This is a genomic window from Fusibacter paucivorans (genome assembly GCF_018390735.1).
GTDB classification, from domain to species: Bacteria; Bacillota; Clostridia; order Peptostreptococcales; family Acidaminobacteraceae; genus Fusibacter; species Fusibacter paucivorans.
Genome location: NZ_JAHBCL010000014.1, coordinates 25,793 through 48,048, shown reverse-complemented (window position 1 = coordinate 48,048; position 22,256 = coordinate 25,793). Strand labels below are relative to the sequence as shown.

General features: G+C 42.9%; 18 protein-coding genes. 16 read left to right on the top strand and 2 right to left on the bottom strand.

Annotated elements, in window-relative coordinates; translation table 11 throughout:
* The first annotated feature begins 25 nt into the window (after positions 1–25).
* The 4 genes from KHM83_RS09395 to KHM83_RS09380 are packed head-to-tail and all read left to right on the top strand — an operon-like array spanning position 26 to position 4,041.
* Positions 26–967 carry an ABC transporter permease gene (locus KHM83_RS09395; protein ID WP_213236752.1) on the top strand — a complete coding sequence of 314 codons (942 nt, stop codon included), beginning with the start codon at positions 26–28 and terminating at the stop codon, positions 965–967.
* A complete protein-coding gene (opp3C, locus tag KHM83_RS09390; protein WP_213236751.1) occupies positions 960–2,024 on the top strand; it encodes an oligopeptide ABC transporter permease in 1,065 nt (354 codons plus the stop codon). The genes KHM83_RS09395 and opp3C overlap by 8 nt, the downstream gene beginning before the upstream one ends.
* Positions 2,025–2,033: 9 nt before the next feature.
* Positions 2,034–3,128 carry an ABC transporter ATP-binding protein gene (locus tag KHM83_RS09385; protein ID WP_213236750.1) on the top strand — a complete coding sequence of 365 codons (1,095 nt, stop codon included), beginning with the start codon at positions 2,034–2,036 and terminating at the stop codon, positions 3,126–3,128.
* A complete protein-coding gene (locus tag KHM83_RS09380; protein ID WP_213236801.1) occupies positions 3,118–4,041 on the top strand; it encodes an ABC transporter ATP-binding protein in 924 nt (307 codons plus the stop codon). Before KHM83_RS09385 ends, KHM83_RS09380 begins: the two co-directional genes overlap by 11 nt.
* Positions 4,042–4,175: 134 nt before the next feature.
* Here KHM83_RS09380 and KHM83_RS09375 read toward each other — a convergent pair whose 3' ends face one another.
* Both KHM83_RS09375 and KHM83_RS09370 read right to left on the bottom strand, forming a co-directional pair.
* Positions 4,176–4,727: a TetR/AcrR family transcriptional regulator gene (locus KHM83_RS09375; RefSeq protein WP_213236749.1), complete on the bottom strand. Its 552-nt coding sequence runs from the start codon at positions 4,725–4,727 to the stop codon at positions 4,176–4,178.
* 537 nt (positions 4,728–5,264) lie between these two features.
* Positions 5,265–5,837, bottom strand: a complete 573-nt coding sequence (locus KHM83_RS09370; protein ID WP_213236748.1) for a TetR/AcrR family transcriptional regulator — start codon at positions 5,835–5,837, stop codon at positions 5,265–5,267.
* A 177-nt stretch (positions 5,838–6,014) separates the two neighbouring features.
* On the opposite strand from KHM83_RS09370, the gene KHM83_RS09365 reads away from it, so the two are divergent.
* The 12 genes from KHM83_RS09365 (at position 6,015) to KHM83_RS09310 (ending at position 22,237) form a co-directional block, all read left to right on the top strand.
* The gene (locus KHM83_RS09365; RefSeq protein WP_213236747.1) at positions 6,015–9,047 is read left to right on the top strand and encodes an efflux RND transporter permease subunit; all 3,033 of its coding nucleotides are present in this window, start codon (positions 6,015–6,017) and stop codon (positions 9,045–9,047) included.
* A 37-nt stretch (positions 9,048–9,084) separates the two neighbouring features.
* The gene (locus KHM83_RS09360) at positions 9,085–10,287 is read left to right on the top strand and encodes an efflux RND transporter periplasmic adaptor subunit (RefSeq protein ID WP_213236746.1); all 1,203 of its coding nucleotides are present in this window, start codon (positions 9,085–9,087) and stop codon (positions 10,285–10,287) included.
* A gap of 100 nt (positions 10,288–10,387) precedes the next feature.
* Positions 10,388–10,750, top strand: coding sequence for a YkvA family protein (locus KHM83_RS09355; RefSeq protein ID WP_213236800.1), 363 nt, complete (start codon positions 10,388–10,390; stop codon positions 10,748–10,750).
* A 379-nt stretch (positions 10,751–11,129) separates the two neighbouring features.
* Positions 11,130–12,308 carry a GGDEF domain-containing protein gene (locus KHM83_RS09350; protein ID WP_213236745.1) on the top strand — a complete coding sequence of 393 codons (1,179 nt, stop codon included), beginning with the start codon at positions 11,130–11,132 and terminating at the stop codon, positions 12,306–12,308.
* 119 nt (positions 12,309–12,427) lie between these two features.
* Positions 12,428–13,126 carry an MBL fold metallo-hydrolase gene (locus KHM83_RS09345; protein ID WP_213236744.1) on the top strand — a complete coding sequence of 233 codons (699 nt, stop codon included), beginning with the start codon at positions 12,428–12,430 and terminating at the stop codon, positions 13,124–13,126.
* A 333-nt stretch (positions 13,127–13,459) separates the two neighbouring features.
* Positions 13,460–15,202, top strand: coding sequence for a WD40 repeat domain-containing protein (locus KHM83_RS09340; protein ID WP_213236743.1), 1,743 nt, complete (start codon positions 13,460–13,462; stop codon positions 15,200–15,202).
* A complete protein-coding gene (locus KHM83_RS09335) occupies positions 15,186–16,682 on the top strand; it encodes a hypothetical protein (protein WP_213236742.1) in 1,497 nt (498 codons plus the stop codon). The genes KHM83_RS09340 and KHM83_RS09335 overlap by 17 nt, the downstream gene beginning before the upstream one ends.
* Positions 16,683–16,736: 54 nt before the next feature.
* A complete protein-coding gene (locus KHM83_RS09330; RefSeq protein ID WP_213236741.1) occupies positions 16,737–18,827 on the top strand; it encodes an AAA family ATPase in 2,091 nt (696 codons plus the stop codon).
* Complete coding sequence (locus tag KHM83_RS09325; protein ID WP_213236740.1) at positions 18,824–20,332, top strand: HEAT repeat domain-containing protein; 1,509 nt, start codon at positions 18,824–18,826, stop codon at positions 20,330–20,332. Before KHM83_RS09330 ends, KHM83_RS09325 begins: the two co-directional genes overlap by 4 nt.
* 46 nt (positions 20,333–20,378) lie before the next feature.
* Positions 20,379–21,575, top strand: a complete 1,197-nt coding sequence (locus tag KHM83_RS09320; protein ID WP_213236739.1) for a TIGR04083 family peptide-modifying radical SAM enzyme — start codon at positions 20,379–20,381, stop codon at positions 21,573–21,575.
* 188 nt (positions 21,576–21,763) lie between these two features.
* The gene (locus tag KHM83_RS09315; protein ID WP_213236738.1) at positions 21,764–21,970 is read left to right on the top strand and encodes a hypothetical protein; all 207 of its coding nucleotides are present in this window, start codon (positions 21,764–21,766) and stop codon (positions 21,968–21,970) included.
* Positions 21,971–22,000: 30 nt separating this feature from the next.
* The gene (locus KHM83_RS09310) at positions 22,001–22,237 is read left to right on the top strand and encodes a hypothetical protein (protein ID WP_213236737.1); all 237 of its coding nucleotides are present in this window, start codon (positions 22,001–22,003) and stop codon (positions 22,235–22,237) included.
* The last annotated feature ends 19 nt before the right edge of the window (positions 22,238–22,256 follow it).

Below are 22,256 nucleotides of genomic sequence, written 5' to 3'. Positions count from 1 at the left end.
TTAAACTTATATTAAGGAGTAACACATGAAAAAATATCTATTGAAAAGGGTACTCATTTCAATAGCAACACTGCTTGTTATTCTAGTGATTCTCTTTCTCATGTTAGAATTCATGCCGGGCTCGCCATTTAACGATGAAAAACTTACAACAGCTCAGATCGAGTTATTAAATGCCAAATATGGATTGGATAAACCCGTCATTATTCGCTTTTTCAACTATGTTAAAAACATGTTGTCCGGCGACTTTGGCGTTTCTTATACCATTAGCAAAAACACACCTATTTCAACCTTGCTGCTGTCGCGTTTGCCGATCTCGGTAACAATTGGCGGGCAGGCTGTTCTATTGGGAACCGTCGTTGGTTTGATACTCGGTATTATCGCAGCACTCAAACACAATACGATCTGGGATACGCTGACGACGATTATCTCAGTTATTGGGGTAAGTTTACCGTCGTATGTCTTCGCACTGGCACTGTCTTATTCACTGGGGTATAAACTGGAGTGGTTCCCACTGCTTTACTCTAGTAAGGCACCTTTTGATTCGTCGATTTTGCCAACGATCTCGCTAAGTATGTTTACCATTGCGTCTATTGCCAGATTTACAAGAACTGAAATGATAGAAGTCATGGGCTCGGATTATATTCAATTGGCAGAAAGTAAGGGGATTAGCGGCATTCACCTCATCGTAAGGCATCAGCTCCGCAACGCACTCATTCCAATTATAACAGTACTGGCACCGCTTATTGTCAGCTTAATGACGGGCAGTCTGGTTATTGAGAAGATCTTCTCAATTCCAGGAATCGGCAGTCTGCTGGTGACGGCAATCCAATCCAATGACTATAACGTCATCATTGCCATTGCCTTTATTTACAGTGCTATGTACATTGGCATTATGTTAGTTGTGGATATTCTCTACGGCATCATAGATCCAAGAATTCGATTGGCAAAGGAGGAAAGTCATGAATAATACGGCATCGGAAGAGCAGTTGATTTTTCTCGAAAATGATTTTGAATTTGTTTCTCAAGAAAACAGAACACATATAGATGAAACCTATATGAGCCAATCGTACTGGAAGGATGTGTCAAAGCGTTTCTTTAGAAATAGAGGCGCTGTTATTGGTTTAATCTGCATTATTTTAATCGTTTTCATGGCCATTGTAGGTCTAGACTTAAATGAATACACTTTTGATGAGCAAACGATTACCCATCAAAATTTGCCGCCGCGTATACCAGGCGTTGAAAATCTTGGTATTTTTGACGGCAGCGAAACGATGAACACTTCTACAGGTGTGGTAAACCGCAATAAATATATTGCCGAAGATGGCTCTGTTACAGGCCTTGAGGATGTATATTACTGGTTTGGCACCGATGTACTCGGACGGGATATCTTTACACGAACTTGGATGGGGACGCGTATATCGCTTTATATCTCGTTGGTAGCAGTTCTGGTTGATATGGTTTTCGGTTTGAGTTATGGTTTGATTTCAGGTTATTTTGGCGGTAAAGTTGACAATGCGATGCAGCGCTTTGCAGAAGTGCTGAACGGTATTCCCAATTTAGTTGTCGTAACACTGCTGATTATCGTTTTAAAGCCGGGACTTATGACCATTACGTTTTCACTGATGATTACAGGCTGGATTGGGATGAGCAGAATTGCCAGAGCGCAGATGCTGAAACTAAAACAGCAGGAGTTTGTGCTGGCTTCACGCACATTGGGTGCAAGGGATTTCTTTATCATTTTTAGAGAAATACTGCCTAACATATTCGGACAGATTATCACCAATACAATGTTTTCGATTCCAACGGCGATTTTTACAGAAGCATTCTTGGCATTTATAGGGTTAGGCGTACCCGTTCCAATGGCTTCACTTGGACTTCTCATTAGCGATGCCTTTAAATCCTTTACGACGCATCCTTATATGATTATTCCACCTGTCGTCGTTCTCGCAATTCTAATGCTCAGTTTCAACATGTTGGCAGATGGCATTCGCGATGCCTTTGATCCAAAGATGAAAGAAATGTAGGGGGCAGAGATGACAGAATCGAAAAAAATGGAAGAAAAAATATTGTCAATTAGAGATTTGTCTATCTCGTTTCAAACGGCTCTAGGGCGTGTTGATGCCATTCGCGGCGTTGAAATGGATCTTTACCGCGGTGAAACGCTGGCAATTGTCGGCGAGAGCGGGAGCGGCAAATCGGTTACGATGAAAGCTGTCATGGGCATTCTCAGCAGCAACGGCGTCATTAATTCCGGCAGCATTGATTTTAGCTATTATGACAATCATGAAAAAATTGATGTTGATATTCTCAAACTAACCAAGAAGCACATGCGTTCACATATAAACGGGAAGCACATTGCCATGATTTTTCAAGACCCTATGACTTCACTGAATCCGACGATGAATATCGGCGCACAGATTATGGAAGGTATGATCTGGCATAAGAGAGCCAATAAAAAAGAAGCCTATCAGCGCGCATTGGAACTTTTAGAGCTCGTAGGCATTACGGATGCAAAGAAGCGAATGAAAAACTATCCGCATCAGCTTTCCGGCGGTATGCGGCAACGCGTCGTCATCGCCATTGCACTGGCGTGCAATCCTGATCTTCTGATTTGCGATGAACCGACGACGGCACTGGATGTGACTATTCAAGCGAAAATTTTGGAACTCATTAAAGACATTCAAAAGAAAATGAATATCTCCGTTATCTACATTACGCATGACTTAGGTGTTGTGGCAAAAGTAGCAGATTACGTTGCCGTTATGTATGCTGGGAAGATTGTGGAAAAGGGAACGGTTGACGAAGTTTTTTACGATCCGAAACACCCATATACATGGGGACTCTTATCTGCGATGCCTGATCTCGATACTTTCGATGATGTTCTGTATACGATCCCGGGATCGCCGCCTAATCTCAGTCATAAAGTTGAGGGTGATGCCTTTGCCGATCGCAATATTTACGCACTCAATATTGATCATCGTTTAGAACCACCGATGTTCAAAATTACGGATACTCATTACGCAGCCACATGGTTGTTGCATGAGAAAGCGCCAAAAGTTGAAATGCCTCAGGCACTTAGAGACCGTATTGATAGAATGTTAAAGGAGGCGAGCGATGATGGCAAATAAACAGCCATTGCTGGATGTTAAAGACTTAAAGCAGTTTTTTCGAATCAGCAACAAATTTACCGTCAAAGCGGTTAACGGCGTCTCATTTCATATTTATCCCGGCGAAACGTATGGTCTCGTCGGCGAATCGGGCAGCGGCAAGTCGACCATTGGCAGATCGGTGATACGTCTTTACGATCCGACTGCGGGGACGATAAACTTTGACGGTGTTGATATTTCCGGCAAGCTTTCGGATACAGAAGTTCAGCACTTGCGAACCAATATGCAGATGATTTTCCAAGATCCGATGGCGAGCCTTAATCCGCGTCGAAAGGTGTTGGATATTATTGCACAGGGACTCGATGTTCATCATCTTTATCAATCAAAACAAGAGCGCGAGGAAAGGGTTTATCAAATCCTCGAGAAGGTTGGTTTGTCAAGAGAACATGCCAATCGTTATCCGCATCAGTTTTCAGGAGGTCAACGTCAGCGCATCGGCATTGCCAGAGCGCTTATTATGAATCCCAAACTCATTATTGCAGATGAAGCGATCAGTGCATTGGATGTGTCCATTCAGGCGCAGGTCGTCAATCTCATGAAAGAAATTCAAAAGGAAACCAATATAGCCTTTTTATTTATTGCGCACGATTTATCAATGGTCAAATACATTTCAGACAGAATTGGTGTGCTTCACTTAGGGTATTTACTTGAAACAGGGACAAAAGAAGAGATCTTTTCAAATCCCGTTCATCCTTACACGCGATCGCTTTTATCGGCTATTCCGCTTTCCAACCCGCGGGTCGAAAAACACCGTACGTCGGAAACCTATGATTATGAAACCAGCGGTATTGACTATGCTAAGGGCGTCAGCAACCATATTGACGGTACGCACTATGTGCATGCGACGCCGGAAGAACTGAAGAAATGGCTGTAATGTGAACTGAAACAGCAAGTATCGAATCAGTTTAGGCCCTCACTTTGTGAGGGCCTAATTTTTTATGATGAAGTATGGGATTGCATTGATATTAATCGTGAGTTTTGTTCGCAAAATGCGCTATAGGTGCAAGATTAAAATAATGGCGTTTCCAATGTGTATTTTAACAGCTGTGTCAATTCTTTAGGCGTCAGCAGTGCACCTTGGTCAACCCATTGCAGGAGCATGCTGTTCAGCCCTCCGATGCAGTAAGCCAGAACATATTGCATATTGTGTTCACTAACGTGGCTGCTTTTATCGGATTTTACCAAATGATAGATTTCCATTGCATTGATGCGGGAAATATCATCAAAATCAAAGGGTACATCTTGTTTTTTAATCAGCAGTAAAAGTGCTTTGTGCGCATGCCAAAACTCAAAGTAAGTGAATGCAATTTCTTGGTAAACACAAGAATGACGCGCTTCAATTTTTGAGATTAACTGCGCATGCATATCGACGATCAGTTCATTGATGATGTCATCTTTTGTTCTAAAAAGGCGGTAGAATGTTTTTCGGCTTAACTGAGCTTCTTGACAAATCTGGGTAATGGTTATCTCTGAATAAATATAATTTGTCATCAATCTTAAAAGCGCATCTGTTAATCTTTTTTTCGATCTTGTACCGTTGTTTTTATTTTCGATGATCATAACCAGTCTCCATGTAACAATATCGATGCATGTGTGATACTATAGGCGAGAAAGATTGTCTTCAAGTAAAAATAATCATATAATAAATCCACTGAATGTACAAGCAAAGTGTGTAAATTTTTGGCATCGGAAATATTATTTAACATTTTACAATTGCTTGTACATTCAATAGGCATGGATGGTTATTCACTATTTGAAACAGAAGAATGGATGCACATTGTTTAATAAAAGAGGGACGTAGAGTTTATATATATTATTCCATAGTGGCTGATGTCTGCAAAGTGACTGATGTGAGTATTGATTTTTTTCGCACAATCAATAGGAGCGGCAGTACGATTTCAAAGATGGCGCCGGGGATTAAAAAAAAGTCGATCGGCAAAAAAATGAGGCTTTCCCATCAGCCGATTTGATATGCTGGGGTAGCCTCATATGGTGTTATGCGTAATCCGCATAACAGTGAATAACTGCTATTGCAGTGTCAGTGTCTACGATAAAGCAGACAGAAAAGCAGACAGATGTTGATAAAGGTTTCGGCTATCAGTCGCTTAGATCGATGAGATTATTAAAGATCTGCAGCATGGTACGCGCCATTTCCTCAGGTGCTTCGCGCTGTTCTTTGTTAATCCATCGTTGTAGAATGCTGTAGCCGCCATAGACAATAAAATCATAATAATAATTAGGATCAACTTTTGCATGATTCTCAGGCATTAAATTTTCGAGCTGTGCCTTAATGATTGGCAGATAGAGCAGCTTGACTGGAAATTCGGGATCAACATTGGAATTGACCAGCATTTTAAACAGCTCAAGATTTTGGTCAATGAATTGAATAATACGTGTTAAATTGTCCTGGCTCGTACTTGAGCGATCTTTGAGGGCATTTTTTTTGTCTGTTAATTCTGCTTCGATTCCCATTAACACTTCTTTTTCCATCTCGGCGAGCACTTCAAATTGTGAGCCATAGTGTTTATAAAAAGTGGACCGGTTAATCCCGGCATTTTCGCATAGCTCGCGAATGGAAATCGCGTAAATGCTTTCTGTTTTGAGCATTGCCATTAGGCTGTCTTTTAAAAGGCGTTTGGTGAGCCTTACGCGTTGATTTTCTTGAGTCATTGTTTTTCCTCACTATGTATTTTTTTGGATGTAAAGGCAACATATTTGGCGGTTGTGTTGCTTTTACAACGATAGTGATTGAACAGTCGGTTGTATAATCTACACATGTCGATTATAATGATTGCTGTTAGATTTGTCAATGTCGTGACAGCAGAGAGAGACGAAAGGAGATTGTACATGACAAAATTAGCATTAAATCGTCCTGTATCGGCAATCATGTTTATTATTGCAATTGCCGTCTTCGGGATTGCGTCAATTTTTAGCTTTAAAATGGAAATGTTTCCAAGTATGGAAGTGCCCATGCTCGCCGTCACTTATGTCTATCCCGGCGCACCAGCTGATATTGTTGAAGAAGATGTCGTCGAAGCGGTAGAAGATGCTTGCAGAGGTTTAAGCAGTTTGGATAGCTATACAGCCTATTCTTACGAAAACTATTGTACCATTGTCTTTTCATACCAGTATGGGGTCAATATTGACAGTAGTTATATGGATCTCACAAAGGCGTTGAATAATATTGATTTGCCTGAAGAAGTAGAAGAACCGACTATTCTTGAAATGACATTTGATTCGCATACCGCAGCGACACTTTCACTGGCGGTTCAGTCATCGGACAGTGAGGCGCTGACTGCCATTGTCAATGATGAAATTATTCCGGAACTAGAAGCCGTTTCAGGTGTTGCTCAAGTGACGACTTCTGGTGGTAAAGAGAATAACGTTCAAGTCATATTAGATTCTAAAGCGATGGCGCGATACGGCCTGTCGATAGGGGATGTTGCCAATTACATTGGCAGTGCTGATTTTAACATGCCAGTCGGGAAGTTCTCGGCAGAAAACAGAGATATTACGGTTGCGGCATCTGAAACAGTTCATTCGCTTTCGGCACTAAAACAGATTCCGATGATGACTGAGAAGGGAAGTCTCATTACGCTATCCGATATTGCAGAGATTCGCATCGATTCGGAAGATCAGGAAAGTATGAGTGCTTTTAACGGATCACCAAGTATCACGATTGACCTCTCAAAGGCGCAAAGCGCCAATACTGTTGCGGTTACTGAGGATGCTTTAAACGTTATTGAAAAATATGCGGCATCCTATCCGGATATTGCCTTTCACGTTATGAATAACAATGGCGATGCCATTCAAAAAATTCTAATTTCAATTTTAAAAACACTGATTATCGGTGCTGTTTTAGCCATGATCGTCATTTTTATATTCTTTGGTGATATGAAGGCGAGCTTGATTGTGGGAAGTTCCATTCCGTTATCGCTGCTGTTAGCGGTTTCAGTGATGCGTTTATTTGGCTTTACCTTGCATCTAATGACGGGCAGTGCACTTGTTATTGCCATTGGTATGATTGTCGACAATTCAATTGTCGTCATCGAAAGCTGTTTTCGGCATCAGAAGGAAGCAACAACTTTTCGGGAGGCTGCTGTTAAGGGAACTAAATCAGTGATCGCTTCTGTGACGGCATCAACCATTACAACCAGTGTTGTCTATCTGCCATTTGCGATTATGAGTGGTTTTGCCGGTCAGTTTTTGTCGGAATTTGGCTACACGATTATCATTATTATGGTCAGTTCGCTGTTAAGTGCTGTTACAGTTGTACCGCTGTTTTATACCTTGCTTAAACCGACCGAAAAAAAGGGTCTTCGAACGGATCGAATTTTAAGCCATGTCACAAAGGCTTACCGCCGTATGATGCCCAAGCTTATGAAACACCGCGTGACGGTTATCGGTGGAGCCGTAGTGCTTTTCACGGGAGCAATTGCATTAGGTGCTACACTGAATTTCGAACTGTTGCCGACAACCTATGACGGCAGCATTATCGTTGAAGCTGTTTTTAGACCGGGAACGACTTTGGAATCGATGGCGGAACAGGCTGGTCGCATTGAAGAAAGCTTGCTGGAGGATCCGCATTTTAAAGAAGTGAACATGGTAATTGCAGATTCGAAAGCATCTTTTACGGCTTATAGCGAAACAGCACAAACGCGAAGTTCAGAAGCTGCGGTTAAAACATATAACCAAAAATTTAAAGCTTATGCCAATATGGATGTGACGGTACTGCCGACGGGCGGCAACAGTTCATCGCTTGGTTTTTTAGTACAGCCCTACACCATGGTTAATTTACAGAGTCTAGAACTCGATCAAGCAATTGCAGCAGCAGATGCACTAAAAGAAGAACTTTCAATGATTCCCGGCGTCGTTCAAGTTAATGCTGAGAGTGGCGATTCAGCAACACAAGCCGTCATTCGAACAGATTCGCTGAAAGCCATGCGCTTTGGATTAACACCGGCACAAGTGGCGATTGAAATTTATTATGCACTCAATGGCGTCGATGTGATGTCGACGACACTTGACGGCAAGACTTATGATTTAAAAGTGACTTACCCCGATGGGACTTATCTTGATGCCAATGCATTGATGAACAAGCAAATTCAGACGGGAATGGGCGGGGTAATCACTATTGGCAATATTGCAGAAGTTCATTATGAAGATGTCCTGCAGTCGCGCGTTAGAATGGATGGCAAGTACATGGCTTCGCTTCAAGTTATTCCGGATGCGGCACATATGATGGAGGTGTCTTCTGCTGTAAAAGGATATATGAAGCAGGTATCGCTTCCAGAGGGGATTAATGTTGCAGAAACGACAGATGACCGGATTTTGAATGAAGAACTGACGAAGATGGCTATTTTCGTATTCGCAGGTATTTTTCTGGTCTTCTTAGTGATGGCAATGCAGTTTGAATCACCGCGTTTATCATCCATGGTGATGATGAGTATACCATTCAGTTTTATTGGTTCCATTGTCATGATGCGATTGTTTGGCATTAATATCAGCCTAATTTCCATGCTTGGTCTTATGACGTTGGTAGGAACCGTTGTCAACAATGGGATTCTCTTTGTCGATACGGCAAATGGATTAAAGCGCAATATGCCTGCTGAAAAAGCATTAATCGAAAGCGGCGTTATCCGTTTGCGCCCTATTCTAATGACGACGCTGACAACGGTTATTGCAATGATTCCAATGTCGCTGGAAAAAGGCGGCAATACGGGCATGATGAGTGGATTGGCCATTGTCATCATTGGCGGCTTAATAACGTCAACACTATTAATATTGCTGTTTCTACCGAATTTCTATTTGCTGATTGCAGGTAAAAAGAGTGAGACGATAGGGCTAACCTTGGCGGCATCTGATCATGACGTACAGTAATCTATAGACTAATCATTGATGAAAGGGAAGGAAGACCATGAACAATTATCATAAAATAGGCGTGTTTTTTATGATTATCTTAACCATTATGATGCTGGCGGGCTGTGGAAAAGATGATGCACTGGCGGTTTCAAATGCCGCCATTAGCGTAGCGACGCAAAAGACAGCAATCGGAACGCTTGCAATTGATGGGACCTATATTGGCACGGTCTCATCTGAAAACAGCGCCAATGTGATCGCGCAGGTTTCCGGAGTTGTGGAAGCCGTTAATGTTTCCGTAGGCGAATCGGTAACAGCTGGCGCGCTGCTTTGCCAATTAGACGATTCGGCGGTACAGCATAGTTTAGCGAGCTCAGAAGCGGGATATGAAAGCGCTGTTGCCGGTTACAATACGGCGACAGCACACTACGCACCGGACGATACAGATTCCTCACTTGAAAACAAAGTCCGACTGGCTAGACAAAATACGGAGAATATGCAGGCGCTTTTCCAAGATGGCGCCGTATCCCAGGCTCAACTAGACGGTGCTATAGATACACAAATAGAAGCGGAAGCTGCATTAAAAAGCGCCAAAGCGGGGATTGAAACAGCGCAGGCGGCAATGCAGTCGGCTCAGGCAGGCGTCGATTCGGCACGTTATCAAATAAGCTTATATCAGTTGACAGCGCCGATTTCAGGCGTCATTGACAGTATTAATGCCACTGTAAACAATCTAATGCCGTCCGGTACCGTTGCGATGACGATCACTGATCCGGACAGCAGATCCGTTGTTTTCTATGTTTCTGACAAGGTGAGAGCACATTTGGCTGAGGGAAATGCGGTAGCTGTTCAATACAATGGCAGTGAATATATGGGAACGGTAAGTGAAGTCGGCATGGCTGTTGACATGGCCGCAGGTTTGTTTAGGGTCAAGGCATTCCTACAGGGCGCAGCTGATTTGCCAAATGGTGCAACTGTTGAACTGACAACAGTTACTGAAACTGCAAAAGATCAGATATTAGTGCCTTATGACGCACTTTATTTCGAAAACGGAGCGGCATATGTTTATGTTGTTGAGGATTCAAAAGCGGTTAAACGCGATGTGACTGTGACCCTATATGATGCAACGACAGCGGCTATTCAAACAGGGCTGACAGTGGATGAAGTTGTCATCACCAGTTGGTCATCCACCTTAAAGGATGGTGTGGCAGTTAGTGCAGACGCCAGTCAAGCACTTGAAGAAAGTGACGTCATGCAATAAAATGGTCGTAAGGAATGCATCAATACTGGTATAAATGTCGAACGGCAGTTACAGCAGGGTATTTGATAATCATGATGTGTATGATGCGGGGGTGAAGTCAATCAGTCTAAAAATGCGTGCAAAGCAATTAAAATCAGATATTCCCATTGTGTTTTTAGCATTGAAAGATAAGGAAACGCCTTTTTTAGCAAAGTTTTTTGCGGGTGTAGTCATTGTTTATGCGCTCTCCCCGGTAGATCTCATTCCTGATTTTATCCCTGTATTAGGCTATTTGGATGATCTTATCCTTTTACCGGGATTAATAGCGCTTACCCTTAAATTAATTCCTGATGATGTGATGATGCGTTGCAGAAATGATGCTCAGACCAATGGTATCGGGCGTAAAAAGTGGTATTATGCATTGCCCTTTATTGCAATTTGGGTGGTGATTCTGACAACCGCTGTTAGGCTACTCTGGCGCTGAATGCAGCGCCAGAACATTTCAATCATTGCCAGTTGTGAAAGGCAGGATTCTCCTGTGGAAATACCTGTAGAAAATAATCCTTTAAAAACTGATCGGCAGTATTTTTTTGTGCAGGAAGTAAGGGCGCTTGATTAATGTTTATAATAGTATAAAAAAGAATGACAAAAAACTTCTGGTATTGTTAATCAGGAGTTTTTGTCGTTTTGGAGCAGCCTGAAAAGGATGTCATTTTGCAAGAATATTGTCAGCTGAGGTGATTTTTTCGACACATTATTCAAAAAATAAGCTATGATGTAAGGAGAGACACATCTGGTTTACTTCTAAACGCTTGCGGGTATTCATAAGATAATAAAATTTTGAATGGAGAGGGGCGTCAAGTGTGCTGAATTTTCTATATGCAGAGGTTAATTTTGTCGGCGCGATGGTCTTACTGCTGATGATAACAAATTGGAATAGAAGCAGCTTCAATAAACTACCCTTGGATCAGAAGATTTTTAATGGTGTGATGTTTTTTAACTTGCTGATCTTTGTCTTTGATACGGGCATGTGGTTGGCGGACGGCGATCCGCGCCCATGGATGCGGCATGTTATGTATGCTTCAACAATACTCTATTATATTTTTAATCCGCTTATTTGCCTGCTCTGGGTCATGTATGCAGATTTTAAGATTTATGAAAGCAAATATGGGCTGCTGCGCCGAATGCGATTTTATGTCATCCCTGCGATTATATCAACTATTTTGTCACTCGCGACAATTAAAACCCAGTACTATTTTATCATTGATGTCAATAATCATTATATCAGAGGTGAAGGATTTCCAGTGATGTCAATACTTGCTTTGATTTATTTGGTTTATGCAGTATGGATGTCATTAGATGATATAAGGCGCAATGGCTGGGGTGCGAGTCAGGAAGTTAATATGACGTTGCTGATTTTTCCCTTTATTGTCATTGCCTCAGTATTAATTCAAATATGGTATTTTGGACTTTCGATTATTTGGGTTTGTACCATGCTCGCGTGTACGAGTGTCTATATTAAGACGCAAAATGCACAGATTTCAACGGATTATTTGACGGGTGTCTATAACCGAAGACGGCTTGACCAGCATTTGAGGCGAAGAATACGTATGAGGCGACAAAATCGATTGTTGTTTGCCGCTATTATTGATGTCGATGCTTTTAAAAGCATTAATGATACTTATGGGCATGTTGAAGGCGATCGCGCGCTTGTAAAAGTATCGGAAATCCTGCGGAAGACGAGCAAGCGCAGTGAAGCTTTTGTGGCTAGACTTGGCGGTGACGAATTTATCATTGTGGGTGAACGCAATCACCAAGATGAAATTGCTCTATTCATGGAACGGCTGCAGATGAATGTCGTCAAATATAATCAAGAGCATCCAGCGCCTTATGTATTAACTTTAAGTATGGGACATGCTGTTTTTCAAGAAGGGGACACCATTGATTCTTTCTTAGCGGCGGCAGATCAGGCGATGTACCGGGAAAAACAGGCGCATAAGGCGGAAGGGCGTTTATCCGGTATTCAGACGGGCAGTTTATAGCGAGAATATCCTTGATGAATAGGAGGCTATATTCAATAAATTAGACGACCAGTGATGGCGAAAATGCTGATGATAAACACATGAGCATGTATCTGTGCTCGGTTATTAAGGAGGCTGTTTTGGACTGGGATATCAATGTGAAAATCGTGCACGTCGGCACGGCACAGACAGATCCTAGCAATATTATCTCCCCGCAGTTTAATCGTATAAAGGCGATGATGGGGATCGGCGGTGGTGCAACGGTTTCGTATATTCAGGCCGACGGTCGAAACCTATTGATTGATACGGGTTTTGAGAATGAAATGGATGGCAGTTTTGAAAATCAAAGAAGGAACCGGGTTAGGCTGTCTTTTGAACTCTCCCAGATCGGACTGACGCCTGAGACGATTGACGGTGTTCTAATCACGCATGCACATCGCGATCACTATGGTAACCTACGGATGTTCGAACATGCAGTATGGTATTGCTTAAAGGGAACACGAGATACTTATCCCGAAATCATCGGTCGGAAAATGATTGAAGTGGCTGAAGGCGACACGCTGTGTCAGGGGACAAAACTCCTTCATACACCAGGCCATGTGGAAGGTCATGCGAGTCTTCTTTATACCAATGCGGCCGATAACTTTACCATTGCCGTTGCAGGTGATGCCATTATCGACCTCGCATGGCTGAATTCACCGCATTATTATCATTGCAATGGTGATTTTTATAATAAAGCGAATTTGTTTGAAAGCCAAGAGCGGCTTCTCAAAAGTGCCGCTTTAATCATCCCCGGACATGGTAGTCCTTTTTGGGTCAGACGCAGCCGAGGCAAATAATCAGCATAGAGAATTAAACTGAACTCAAACAGTAGCTTAATGATTTGGCACGTGTAAAAACTATTTTTGCACGTGTTTTTTGCATTTTGCACATCGTTTTCAGCAATAAAACGCGGTAAACTATAACTATCAAAAGCAATAACCCGGAACCGCATTCAATATTGGAATCAAAACCGAGACCGAGACCAAAACCAAGGCCGAAGCCAAAACCAAGGCCGAGGCCGAAGCTAAAACCGAGACCGAAACCGAAACCAAGACTGAAGCCTGAAAAGCATACAGAATAAGCCGAATTTTATAGGCGTATATAGTGGCAATTGCCGAAGGAGGACTGATATGGGCGAACAAAAACAATTAATACAAAGTCAATCGCAATATCAGATTGGGGTGCAGAATTACGAAAATCAACTTGCACATTCATGTATTCAAACATTAACGAGGCAGTTTGAGATGAAAGCTTTTATTGGAAGCAATCGCTGCATTGCAATGGGCAAAGACGGGCGCAGCCTTCACGTTTATAATTTTGCAGCCGACGAGATACAACGCGATTTAGCGCTGCCTGAGAATTGTATGAATTTCTGGAGAACGGCAAGTCTGTGTGTACCGGTACTGTCAAAGGATTTGTGTTTCTTTTATGCAGTGGGAAATTCAAAAGAACTGGGGACAGCTTATTATGCATGGGAGATTGAGACAGGCAGGTGTTTGGGGCGAATTGAGAGGCGTTCACCTGCAGGACATGATTTTATATTGCCGGACCATCTTGCTGTGGCCTATCAGCAGGATAACATTATTTATAGAGTGCCGTTCGACGCCAGTCAAAAATCAGAAGTTCTTTGGATTGAAACAGAAACGATTTGGAATCTATTTTTATCCAGAGACGGGAAGCTGATGGCGTATCGCTGCGGACCGGGGATTACGATTAAAATCGTCGATCTAACGACGAAAAAAGTCATCGCATCAATTGATTTTAAACAGATTGCTGACACACCTTACGTCGACATTCGCAATATTTGGCCAAGCCGTTTTTGCTGTTCCTTTACAGATGATGGCTGCTATCTGCTCGTTACAGCGGGAGATTTTAGGGCGAATATTTTGTATTATGGCGTTGTAGATGTCTCAACGGGGAACGTCAAATATTGCGGCAAAGAATTAGTCGCCGATAAAACGTCATCTTTGATAGATGAAACCTATGCTGCAGTTATGGCTAACAACGGTGAATGGCTTTACTTAAATCGAAGGCTGATCCAATTAAAAACACAGAAATGGTGGCCGATTTACCTGATGCATGCCAATACAATATTGAGCAGGGCTTCATTTACAAAAGAACAACGACAGCATATCCTGTTAGATATCGAAAAGGTTTACATAATGGCGGTGCATTTGAGCCATTTTTCAGTTGATGATCGGACACACTTCATGGATAACGAAAAAAGAGCTATCTTGTCAGACTGGCAACAGATTAAAATGAAAGATGATTTGATCTTTTACGCGTTGTGCATCCCTGAAATTGAAGGCATTGAAAAGGTTCAAAAACCGTTTATACCATTAATTATGGAAGAGGTTATAGCCGATTTGACACGTTTTTTAGAGCGGGAGAAGCTGCGACTCAATCCAGCGAAAGTTGCTGTAGTAGTAACCAAGTTTATTCACGGCTTTGACTTTATTGAAATAGCGACGCGACGCGTTTTGTGTTCACTGGAACGTTTTAAGGATGGGTTTGTCTTTATAACTCAGGGAGATCAGCTGTCACCATCCGGTTGGTTTTATACCAATAAACCGGATTGCATTCTGATTTATGAAAAGGCAACAGAAAGGCTATTGACAGCGGAGGATTCGCAGCGGGATCTCTATTACCACACGCACAACCGCAAGGATCTAATCAGGGAAGCACTTTTGGGGAATGTAGCCTTTTCACAAGGTTTGCAGCAGCTAAAAGACACCTATGATGCGGGGGCTCCTGTATTGATCGAGGCACAGGAGAGGTTGCTCATAGAAGCAGCGTCAAGCGATTTAACGAAATATCACCCTACAGCAATGGCAGAAAAAAAAGGAGGCGACGAAGATGAAATTGATGATTGACGACATGGATCGAATCATGGGTGATTGGCAAACCAATCCGCATGTGACGGTGAACCAGCGATCGCAATGGCCAAAATCCATAAAGAAAAAATACCTTGGCAATGATGCGGCGGATTCTCTTCGGCTACTCGAAGCAGATGGATTTGATGACAGCTTCGTGTTCGATCAACCGCATAAGATCGTTAAACGCTGCTGGTATACCAATGAATACCATTGGCCGCAGATTGAAGCTATTATGCGATTTGGACAGTTTTTCCACATTGGTGTGACGAGAACGTTGATTCTCGTCGTGAAGTGTTTTTATGAACAATATTGCAGGATCGCGTTAAAAAAGGCGCGCAATTGCGGTGGAATCGGAGAATTGTATGCAATTGGTACACAATATACGAAAGCATTTACGGCTGACTTTGAGGCAATGCACGATTTGAAAACGCTTTATGACGTGTTTGAGGAAACTTGGCAGACATGTGGTGAAAACAGCATTTATGAGGATGGTTTTAATAATTTGATGAAACATATTCTCACGAGCAGGATTTACCTCTTTGGAACGGAAACCATTGAAATTGAGCAGTTTAGTCAAGACAGAGCAAAAGAACTGGCAATAGAGAATCAAAATAACCGCACGGTTGTCATCCAATATGAAGCGTTAAAGATGCAATGGCTCAATAAACTAACAGAACTGGATAATCTCTTGCTTTCGATGGAAAAACTGAGGTTGACCATAGCACAAACCAAACAGCAGTGGATGGCGGAATTTGGTGAAAGCTATATTGATATATTGGATCGCCGCCAGAAACTCAACAGAAGACGCGACTATCTGCAAATAAAGGATGACGAACCGCATTTGACGGAGGCTGAAATCAACCAAAAGATACTGCAAAGAGAGAAGGCGTCAAAGCAAAAAATTGCAGCGGCAAAAGATTCTTTTAGATGGGCAATGACATTGAAACAATATGCAGGCATCAACCTGCATTCTGAGATGCCGTCTGAGAAGGAGCAAAAACAATATCTGTACGCTTATAAGAAGTGCCTGCGGGAAATCTACTTGAAAACACATCCTGATGCAATGCTCAACCATGCGTTTACAAAAGAACAAGTTAAAGTGCTTGAGGCACTTTACAAAGAGACGATTGTTATTCGGGATCAGGAGCTGGCCTATGATACGCGTTCATTAATGGTGCTGGAAGATATCTTAGAAAGGGTAAAGCTCATCTGGCGGCATATGGGGATTGACATTGAACCGGAGGTCGTCTTGGAGGGGAATGATCTTAACAGTTTATCTGATGATATTGGTAAAAAGACGGATGCCATTGAAAAGAAAGAAACACAGATTAAGAATGAAATGTTTCTTTTGGCCAATGATCCCGTCTATATTGAAAAACGAGAGAATCTTGTTGATGCACGTGCCATTAGGCGTCAGCATGAAAAAATGAATGCTGAAATTGAACGGCTTAATCAGCAGCTGGAGTCAGCATTATAACACGGCGATCACGCTGTGTTCACAGTTATCTATTGCCGAAGGAGGTGACAAGTGATGAGAGTTTCAGAATTGCAGATACTGGCAAAAGCTCATTATAAAATGCGTACGATCACGATCCCCGTGCTGTTGGCACAGTGGCATTATGAAATGCCTTCTGAAGTCATGCGGATACTGGACAGATCAGGTTTAACACCGGATGATTTCAACAGGAGCCTGCAGCCTTTGCTCTCCCAGTACCGGCCTCATGATTTGGACATTATTGAAGATGCCAGCTTTGAAAACGACGGATTGCCGCTTGAAATGCACGAATTGCTGCGTTATATCCTTGATGATGAAAAGTATGATCTCGTAAAGGAATGGCGCCGGCAAAATGTCGATTTGCCAATGATGCGCGCCAATATCTACGAATGGGAAATGTCACTGACATATCGGACTTCTCAGAAGCACACGGCAGAGGCGTCGCTTGTGGATATCGGACGCAACTTGACTCAAATGGCGCGTGAAGGGCAATTTAATCACTTGCATCCGGATGATGAGACAGTTTCGGCGATAAAATGCATTTTGCAGCGAAGAGAAAAAGGCAATGTCATCCTAACGGGTCCGGCTGGTATTGGCAAAACCGCAGCGGTTCAGCTGTTAGCAAAGCAAATGGCAGATGACAGGCGTGAGCAATTCACGATCATTGAGATTTTTACTTATCAATTGATCAGCGATACAAAGTACAGGGGCGAGTTTGAAGCGAAGCTAAACCGCGTCTTCGAAGCGGCGGCAGCGCTGCAGCCAGTCGTACTCTTTATTGATGAAATACACACGATCATGGGGGCGGGCAGAACGGAGAACAGCAGTCAGGACTTGGCCAATCTCTTGAAACCGCTGCTGACAGATCGCCGTTTTAAGATGATCGGTGCGACGACGACGGAAGAATACCAGCGGTATATCACAAAAGATCCGGCTTTGGAACGCCGATTTCAGGAGCTAAGGTTAAAGGCGCCGTCGGGTATGCGGATGTTTCAAATTGCCAAGACGTATGCTCGGACATTAACTGATTTTCATGGCGTTGCGATTGACGATTCCATCATTGTCACCGCCATTGAAAAGGCAAATCGCTTTATGACCAATCGGCAACAGCCTGATAAGACGCATGACCTACTGGATAGTGCCTGTGTTTATGCGAAAAACAGCCAGTATACCGCATTGTCGGAATCGATGATTGATAAAGTGCTCAGTGAGATGGTGAAGATACCGAAATGGATGGTAGCGGATACACCGATGTTTTCAGCAGAACAATTAAGCAACGCGTTAAAATCGACTATTATTGGGCAAGATGCGATCATAGACCGCGTAAGCGAACGATTGTATCGGCGATTTTGCACTTCATCCAGACGCGATAGTCCCCGTGCGGTCTTTCTGTTTACAGGCCGAACAGGTGTCGGGAAAACACAGCTTGGCAAAGCGATTGCCAAACAGCTGACGGGCTGTGAAGACCACATGTTGCAGATTGATTTGTCTGCTTACAAAGATTATGCAGCCATCAATACGCTTATCGGTTCTCCGCCGGGCTATTCGGGAAGCGATAGAGAGGGACTGCTTACAGGTGCTATTGCATCCAATCCGTTCACTGTATTGATATTAGATGAGATTGAAAAGGCGTCCGTTGAGATTATGCGCATGCTGCTGCCGTTGCTGGATACGGGCAGATTAAGAGATGCACGTGGGAAACTAGTAGATGCGACCAATACCGTGATTATCCTGACGACCAATGCTGTGACAGAAGGAGATTTCAATCGACGAAACATTGGTTTTCAGACAGCGGCTGTTTCCCAAAGTCGCACGATGACCAATGTGTACCAAAAGCTATCAGCTTGCTTCTCCAGTGAATTCTTGTCCCGAATTGACGATGTGCTGGTATTTAGCGATCTAGAAGCGGCTGATTATGAAAGAATCGTTAGACAGCATCTAAGAGAAATGGCTGCCGTCGCAGCGAAAGAATCAGTATTGGCTGAATTAAATGAAACAGTATTATGCCGAGAAATCTTGAAAGTTTTTTACAGCCAGCCGGACAGACAAGTTAGAATATTGAAACGTCTAATTGATCAAACGGTTTGGACCTATCAGCACCAACTGAAGGAGGTGGCTTGTCAATGAAATTTGAGAAGATGACAGTTGCACAGAAGCGTGCGCGAATTGACGCTTGTATCCGTTCCGGACGCGATCGGAAGTTAAAACAGTATCTATTGGAAGAGGATTTCACGTATAGTCTGCTTTCGAATACAGGCGATGAAAGACCTAGAATAATCAATGCACTTGTGGCGATGAGAGGTGCCGAAACAGCTGATTTTCTCATGCACTATTATGAGCATTACAGCGGTGCACGGCAAACGATTATTGAACATCTGATCCAAATGGATACACCAGCGACCATTGGTTTTGTCGTTTCATTGCTCATGGCGCAAAAAGTGCCTAAAAAAATGATTGCCGCCATTTATCAACAGCTGACGATGAGCGTCAATAAAGCATTGTGTACACCGTTAAGTCTTTTTTTAATCGACGAAGCACAAAGGCGCGCTGCACTGGCGATTTTGCTGGGCAATGGCCGTGAGAGACTTATACGAGGCGATGAATGGGACTATCGTCGTTATGCAAGAGAGGACGAACAGTCGTTTATTGAACACGTTTACACTGCGTATGAGACCCAAAATAGAAACGATCAGCTATTGCTCATACAGGCACTTGGCACTATTCACAAAACAGCTGCGGTCGAATTGCTGGTGGCACTGGCAGCAAAACACCCATCAGAAAACAGCTGTCATCGTTTGGCGATTATTAAGGCGCTGGGATTTTCGAAGTTGGATTTAGCACTTGATTATTTGGTGACGGCGCTTGAAGCCGCGGCTAATTACGATTTGAGAGCAGCTGTTGTTCAAGCAATTGGTATGTATGGCGACCGAATACCCGCGGATAAACTGGTAGCATATTTTATTAGTCCGCCTCGCGTCAGAATGGCTGTTAAAGAGGCGCTCCGTCACAGTGGCATGGGTGCTTATGAGGCGATTATCAGAGGTGATCAATTGGATTTTGAAAGATTGCTTGCCTATAATGAAGCCTATTATGCACCGCTGATTGCAAAGCGAAAAAAAGTATTGCGGCTTCAACTGGATTTATCGAAAACTGCTATAGAGGAAGCGGGGCTGCTCTTGGCGCTAGGCGACTCAATCGGGCGCAATTATTTAATTGAAAGTTTGGGCAGTGATAATGGCAATATGAGAAGAGAAGCCGCTGAAATGCTCGACTCATTAGGCGAGCCCGTATACGCGACAATATTTAGAGGCGAGCGCGATAAAGATTTTGAACGGCTGGGAACGCTTGATTTTGATCAATACCAAGCTGATATCATGTGCATTTTTGAAAAATCCTCCAAGAGCCGCCGCAAGCAAATAGCCAAGGCTTTTCGCCATTATAAACGCAAAAATACTGAAACAACCTTTGAACAATCGCTGTTTCCGGAGATAGAAGAAGCACAAGAAGAAGTGCAAGAAGCAGAAAAGATTAACGATCAGCCTGTGCACACGGATACGGGTTACACCATTGAAGAATATAATTCTGGTTATAAAATTTACAATTATTCACCGCATACGGATTTTTACGAGTGAATAAGGTAAAAGAAAGATGCTTCACCAAAAGAGAGGTATATAGAAAATGTGTGATACGGTTTTTCAAAATCCAACGTATATGATTGTGCCATCCATGAAGTGTCAAGCGTCTTGCCGCTACTGTTTCGGACCCAATATCGGCAAGACCATGACGCTGGAAGCAGTTGACAACACCATCCAATACATAAAAATGCTTTCGGAAATGCTTGAACAGCAAACTGTCCAAATTGCTTTACATGGCGGCGAACCGCTTTGTGCAGGTTATACCGTTATCAAAGCCCTTATTAAAGGGCTTGCCGCTGCTTTTTCAGGGAAAGATCTCAAGCTTTCAATCCAGAGCAACCTATGGCTGCTCAATGATGCTTACTGTGAACTGTTTAAAGCGTATGACGTTACGGTTGGCACCAGCCTTGACGGGCCCAAAGCAATAAGCGATGCACAGCGCGGCGAAGGCTATTTTGAACAGACAATGCGCGGTATACAAAAGCTCAAGGAAGCGGGCATTAAACATGGCGTGATCGCTACGTTCACGAAGCAATCATTAAATGAATGGGAAACAGTGCGGTCATTTTTTCAAATGCATCAAATGCCATTTGATTGCCATGGTGCTGTTGCATCACCTGCTGACGCAAGGGAAAACGCATGGCATTTATCGCCAGAAGCCTATCGACAATTGTTTGTTGCGATGATTGACGATTACGAAAATAGGACAAGTGAGATGAAACTGCCTGTCATTGATCAGCTGTGCAGAGGAATTTATCAAGGTGAAAATGCACTTTGTACATTTCGAGATTGTTTTGGCATGTTTCTCATCATAGATCCTATGGGTGATCTCTATCCATGTCAGCGATTTGTTGGTCATCCGATGACGAAACTCGGCAATATTGTCGATGCACCGAATGCAAAGACACTTTCAGACAGTCAGGCTGGGGCGTTATTCTTAAAAAGAAAGGAAGCGATTGAGCAAGCATGTGCGGCCTGTACCCATTTGGCATACTGCCGAGGCGGGTGTGCCTTTAATGCCATGACGAACGGTAATCTGTTGGCAAGAGATTATCTTTGTGAGGCTTATAGTGCTATATTTGATCATTTGGATCAGTTGATGATGGAAGAGCTGGTTTCGGATGTTAACATAAATGCTATTTTAGTCGAGGGGGCAAGTTCTGAGGGGAATCCTTTTTATCGGGAAGGCACTTACTTAGAAATTGCGAAGGGAAAGCACCCATGCATAAACAACGGGTAATCACAATCATGTGTAGCTGTGATTACTTAGCGAATCAATACGGAAATGCTGTGAAATAAGTTTCGAAAGCAAAGATGCAGTATAAGCGGGTATTTGATGTGTAGTAAGTCAGTAGATACGGCAAATAGAATAAGACGATATTTAAGGAGGCAAGGGTTATGCGGCTGTTCTTCAATCTAGAGGAAACAATGAGAAAGACCGAACGCGTATTAATGCAGCACCCATATACGGCAAATGCGGCGATTTTTTATGATCCACCACATCAGGAACGTGTATTTTTACGCATTGAGATGCAAAATGCCGTTCACTACCTCGGTACGAGTCGGCCTTGGAATTTACGTGTGAATATGATGTTGGAATACGCAAAACTCAGTTCAAAACAAATCATTGCATAAGTTGACAGTTTTGTAAAAGAACAAATTGAAATGGCTCAGCGAGCGAGCTGTAATATCAAAGCATTAAAGGCATGTGAAAAGACGACGCGATATAATGGGAAAACATATACCCTCTATGACTTTCGCGATTGCAGCTTTAAGGATCGCAGCCTCTATTCACAGGCATCGCGCATGTATTACCAGCCAGATACACCGGCTGAACTCATTCAGATGATTAATGAACGCGTCGATAGAGAAGTGCACTATAAAATTGCAGATCGGTATTGATTAACGCGTTTGAATTGCC

Excerpts from the sequence above, each read along its gene's own strand:
- KHM83_RS09395 (WP_213236752.1), top strand. The coding sequence starts at position 26 with ATGAAAAAATATCTATTGAAAAGGGTACTCATTTCAATAGCAACACTG.
- opp3C (WP_213236751.1), top strand. The coding sequence starts at position 960 with ATGAATAATACGGCATCGGAAGAGCAGTTGATTTTTCTCGAAAATGAT.
- KHM83_RS09385 (WP_213236750.1), top strand. The coding sequence starts at position 2,034 with ATGACAGAATCGAAAAAAATGGAAGAAAAAATATTGTCAATTAGAGAT.
- KHM83_RS09380 (WP_213236801.1), top strand. The coding sequence starts at position 3,118 with ATGGCAAATAAACAGCCATTGCTGGATGTTAAAGACTTAAAGCAGTTT.
- KHM83_RS09375 (WP_213236749.1), bottom strand. The coding sequence starts at position 4,727 with ATGATCATCGAAAATAAAAACAACGGTACAAGATCGAAAAAAAGATTA.
- KHM83_RS09370 (WP_213236748.1), bottom strand. The coding sequence starts at position 5,837 with ATGACTCAAGAAAATCAACGCGTAAGGCTCACCAAACGCCTTTTAAAA.
- KHM83_RS09365 (WP_213236747.1), top strand. The coding sequence starts at position 6,015 with ATGACAAAATTAGCATTAAATCGTCCTGTATCGGCAATCATGTTTATT.
- KHM83_RS09360 (WP_213236746.1), top strand. The coding sequence starts at position 9,085 with ATGAACAATTATCATAAAATAGGCGTGTTTTTTATGATTATCTTAACC.
- KHM83_RS09340 (WP_213236743.1), top strand. The coding sequence starts at position 13,460 with ATGGGCGAACAAAAACAATTAATACAAAGTCAATCGCAATATCAGATT.
- KHM83_RS09335 (WP_213236742.1), top strand. The coding sequence starts at position 15,186 with ATGAAATTGATGATTGACGACATGGATCGAATCATGGGTGATTGGCAA.
- KHM83_RS09330 (WP_213236741.1), top strand. The coding sequence starts at position 16,737 with ATGAGAGTTTCAGAATTGCAGATACTGGCAAAAGCTCATTATAAAATG.
- KHM83_RS09325 (WP_213236740.1), top strand. The coding sequence starts at position 18,824 with ATGAAATTTGAGAAGATGACAGTTGCACAGAAGCGTGCGCGAATTGAC.
- KHM83_RS09320 (WP_213236739.1), top strand. The coding sequence starts at position 20,379 with ATGTGTGATACGGTTTTTCAAAATCCAACGTATATGATTGTGCCATCC.
- KHM83_RS09315 (WP_213236738.1), top strand. The coding sequence starts at position 21,764 with ATGAGAAAGACCGAACGCGTATTAATGCAGCACCCATATACGGCAAAT.
- KHM83_RS09310 (WP_213236737.1), top strand. The coding sequence starts at position 22,001 with ATGGCTCAGCGAGCGAGCTGTAATATCAAAGCATTAAAGGCATGTGAA.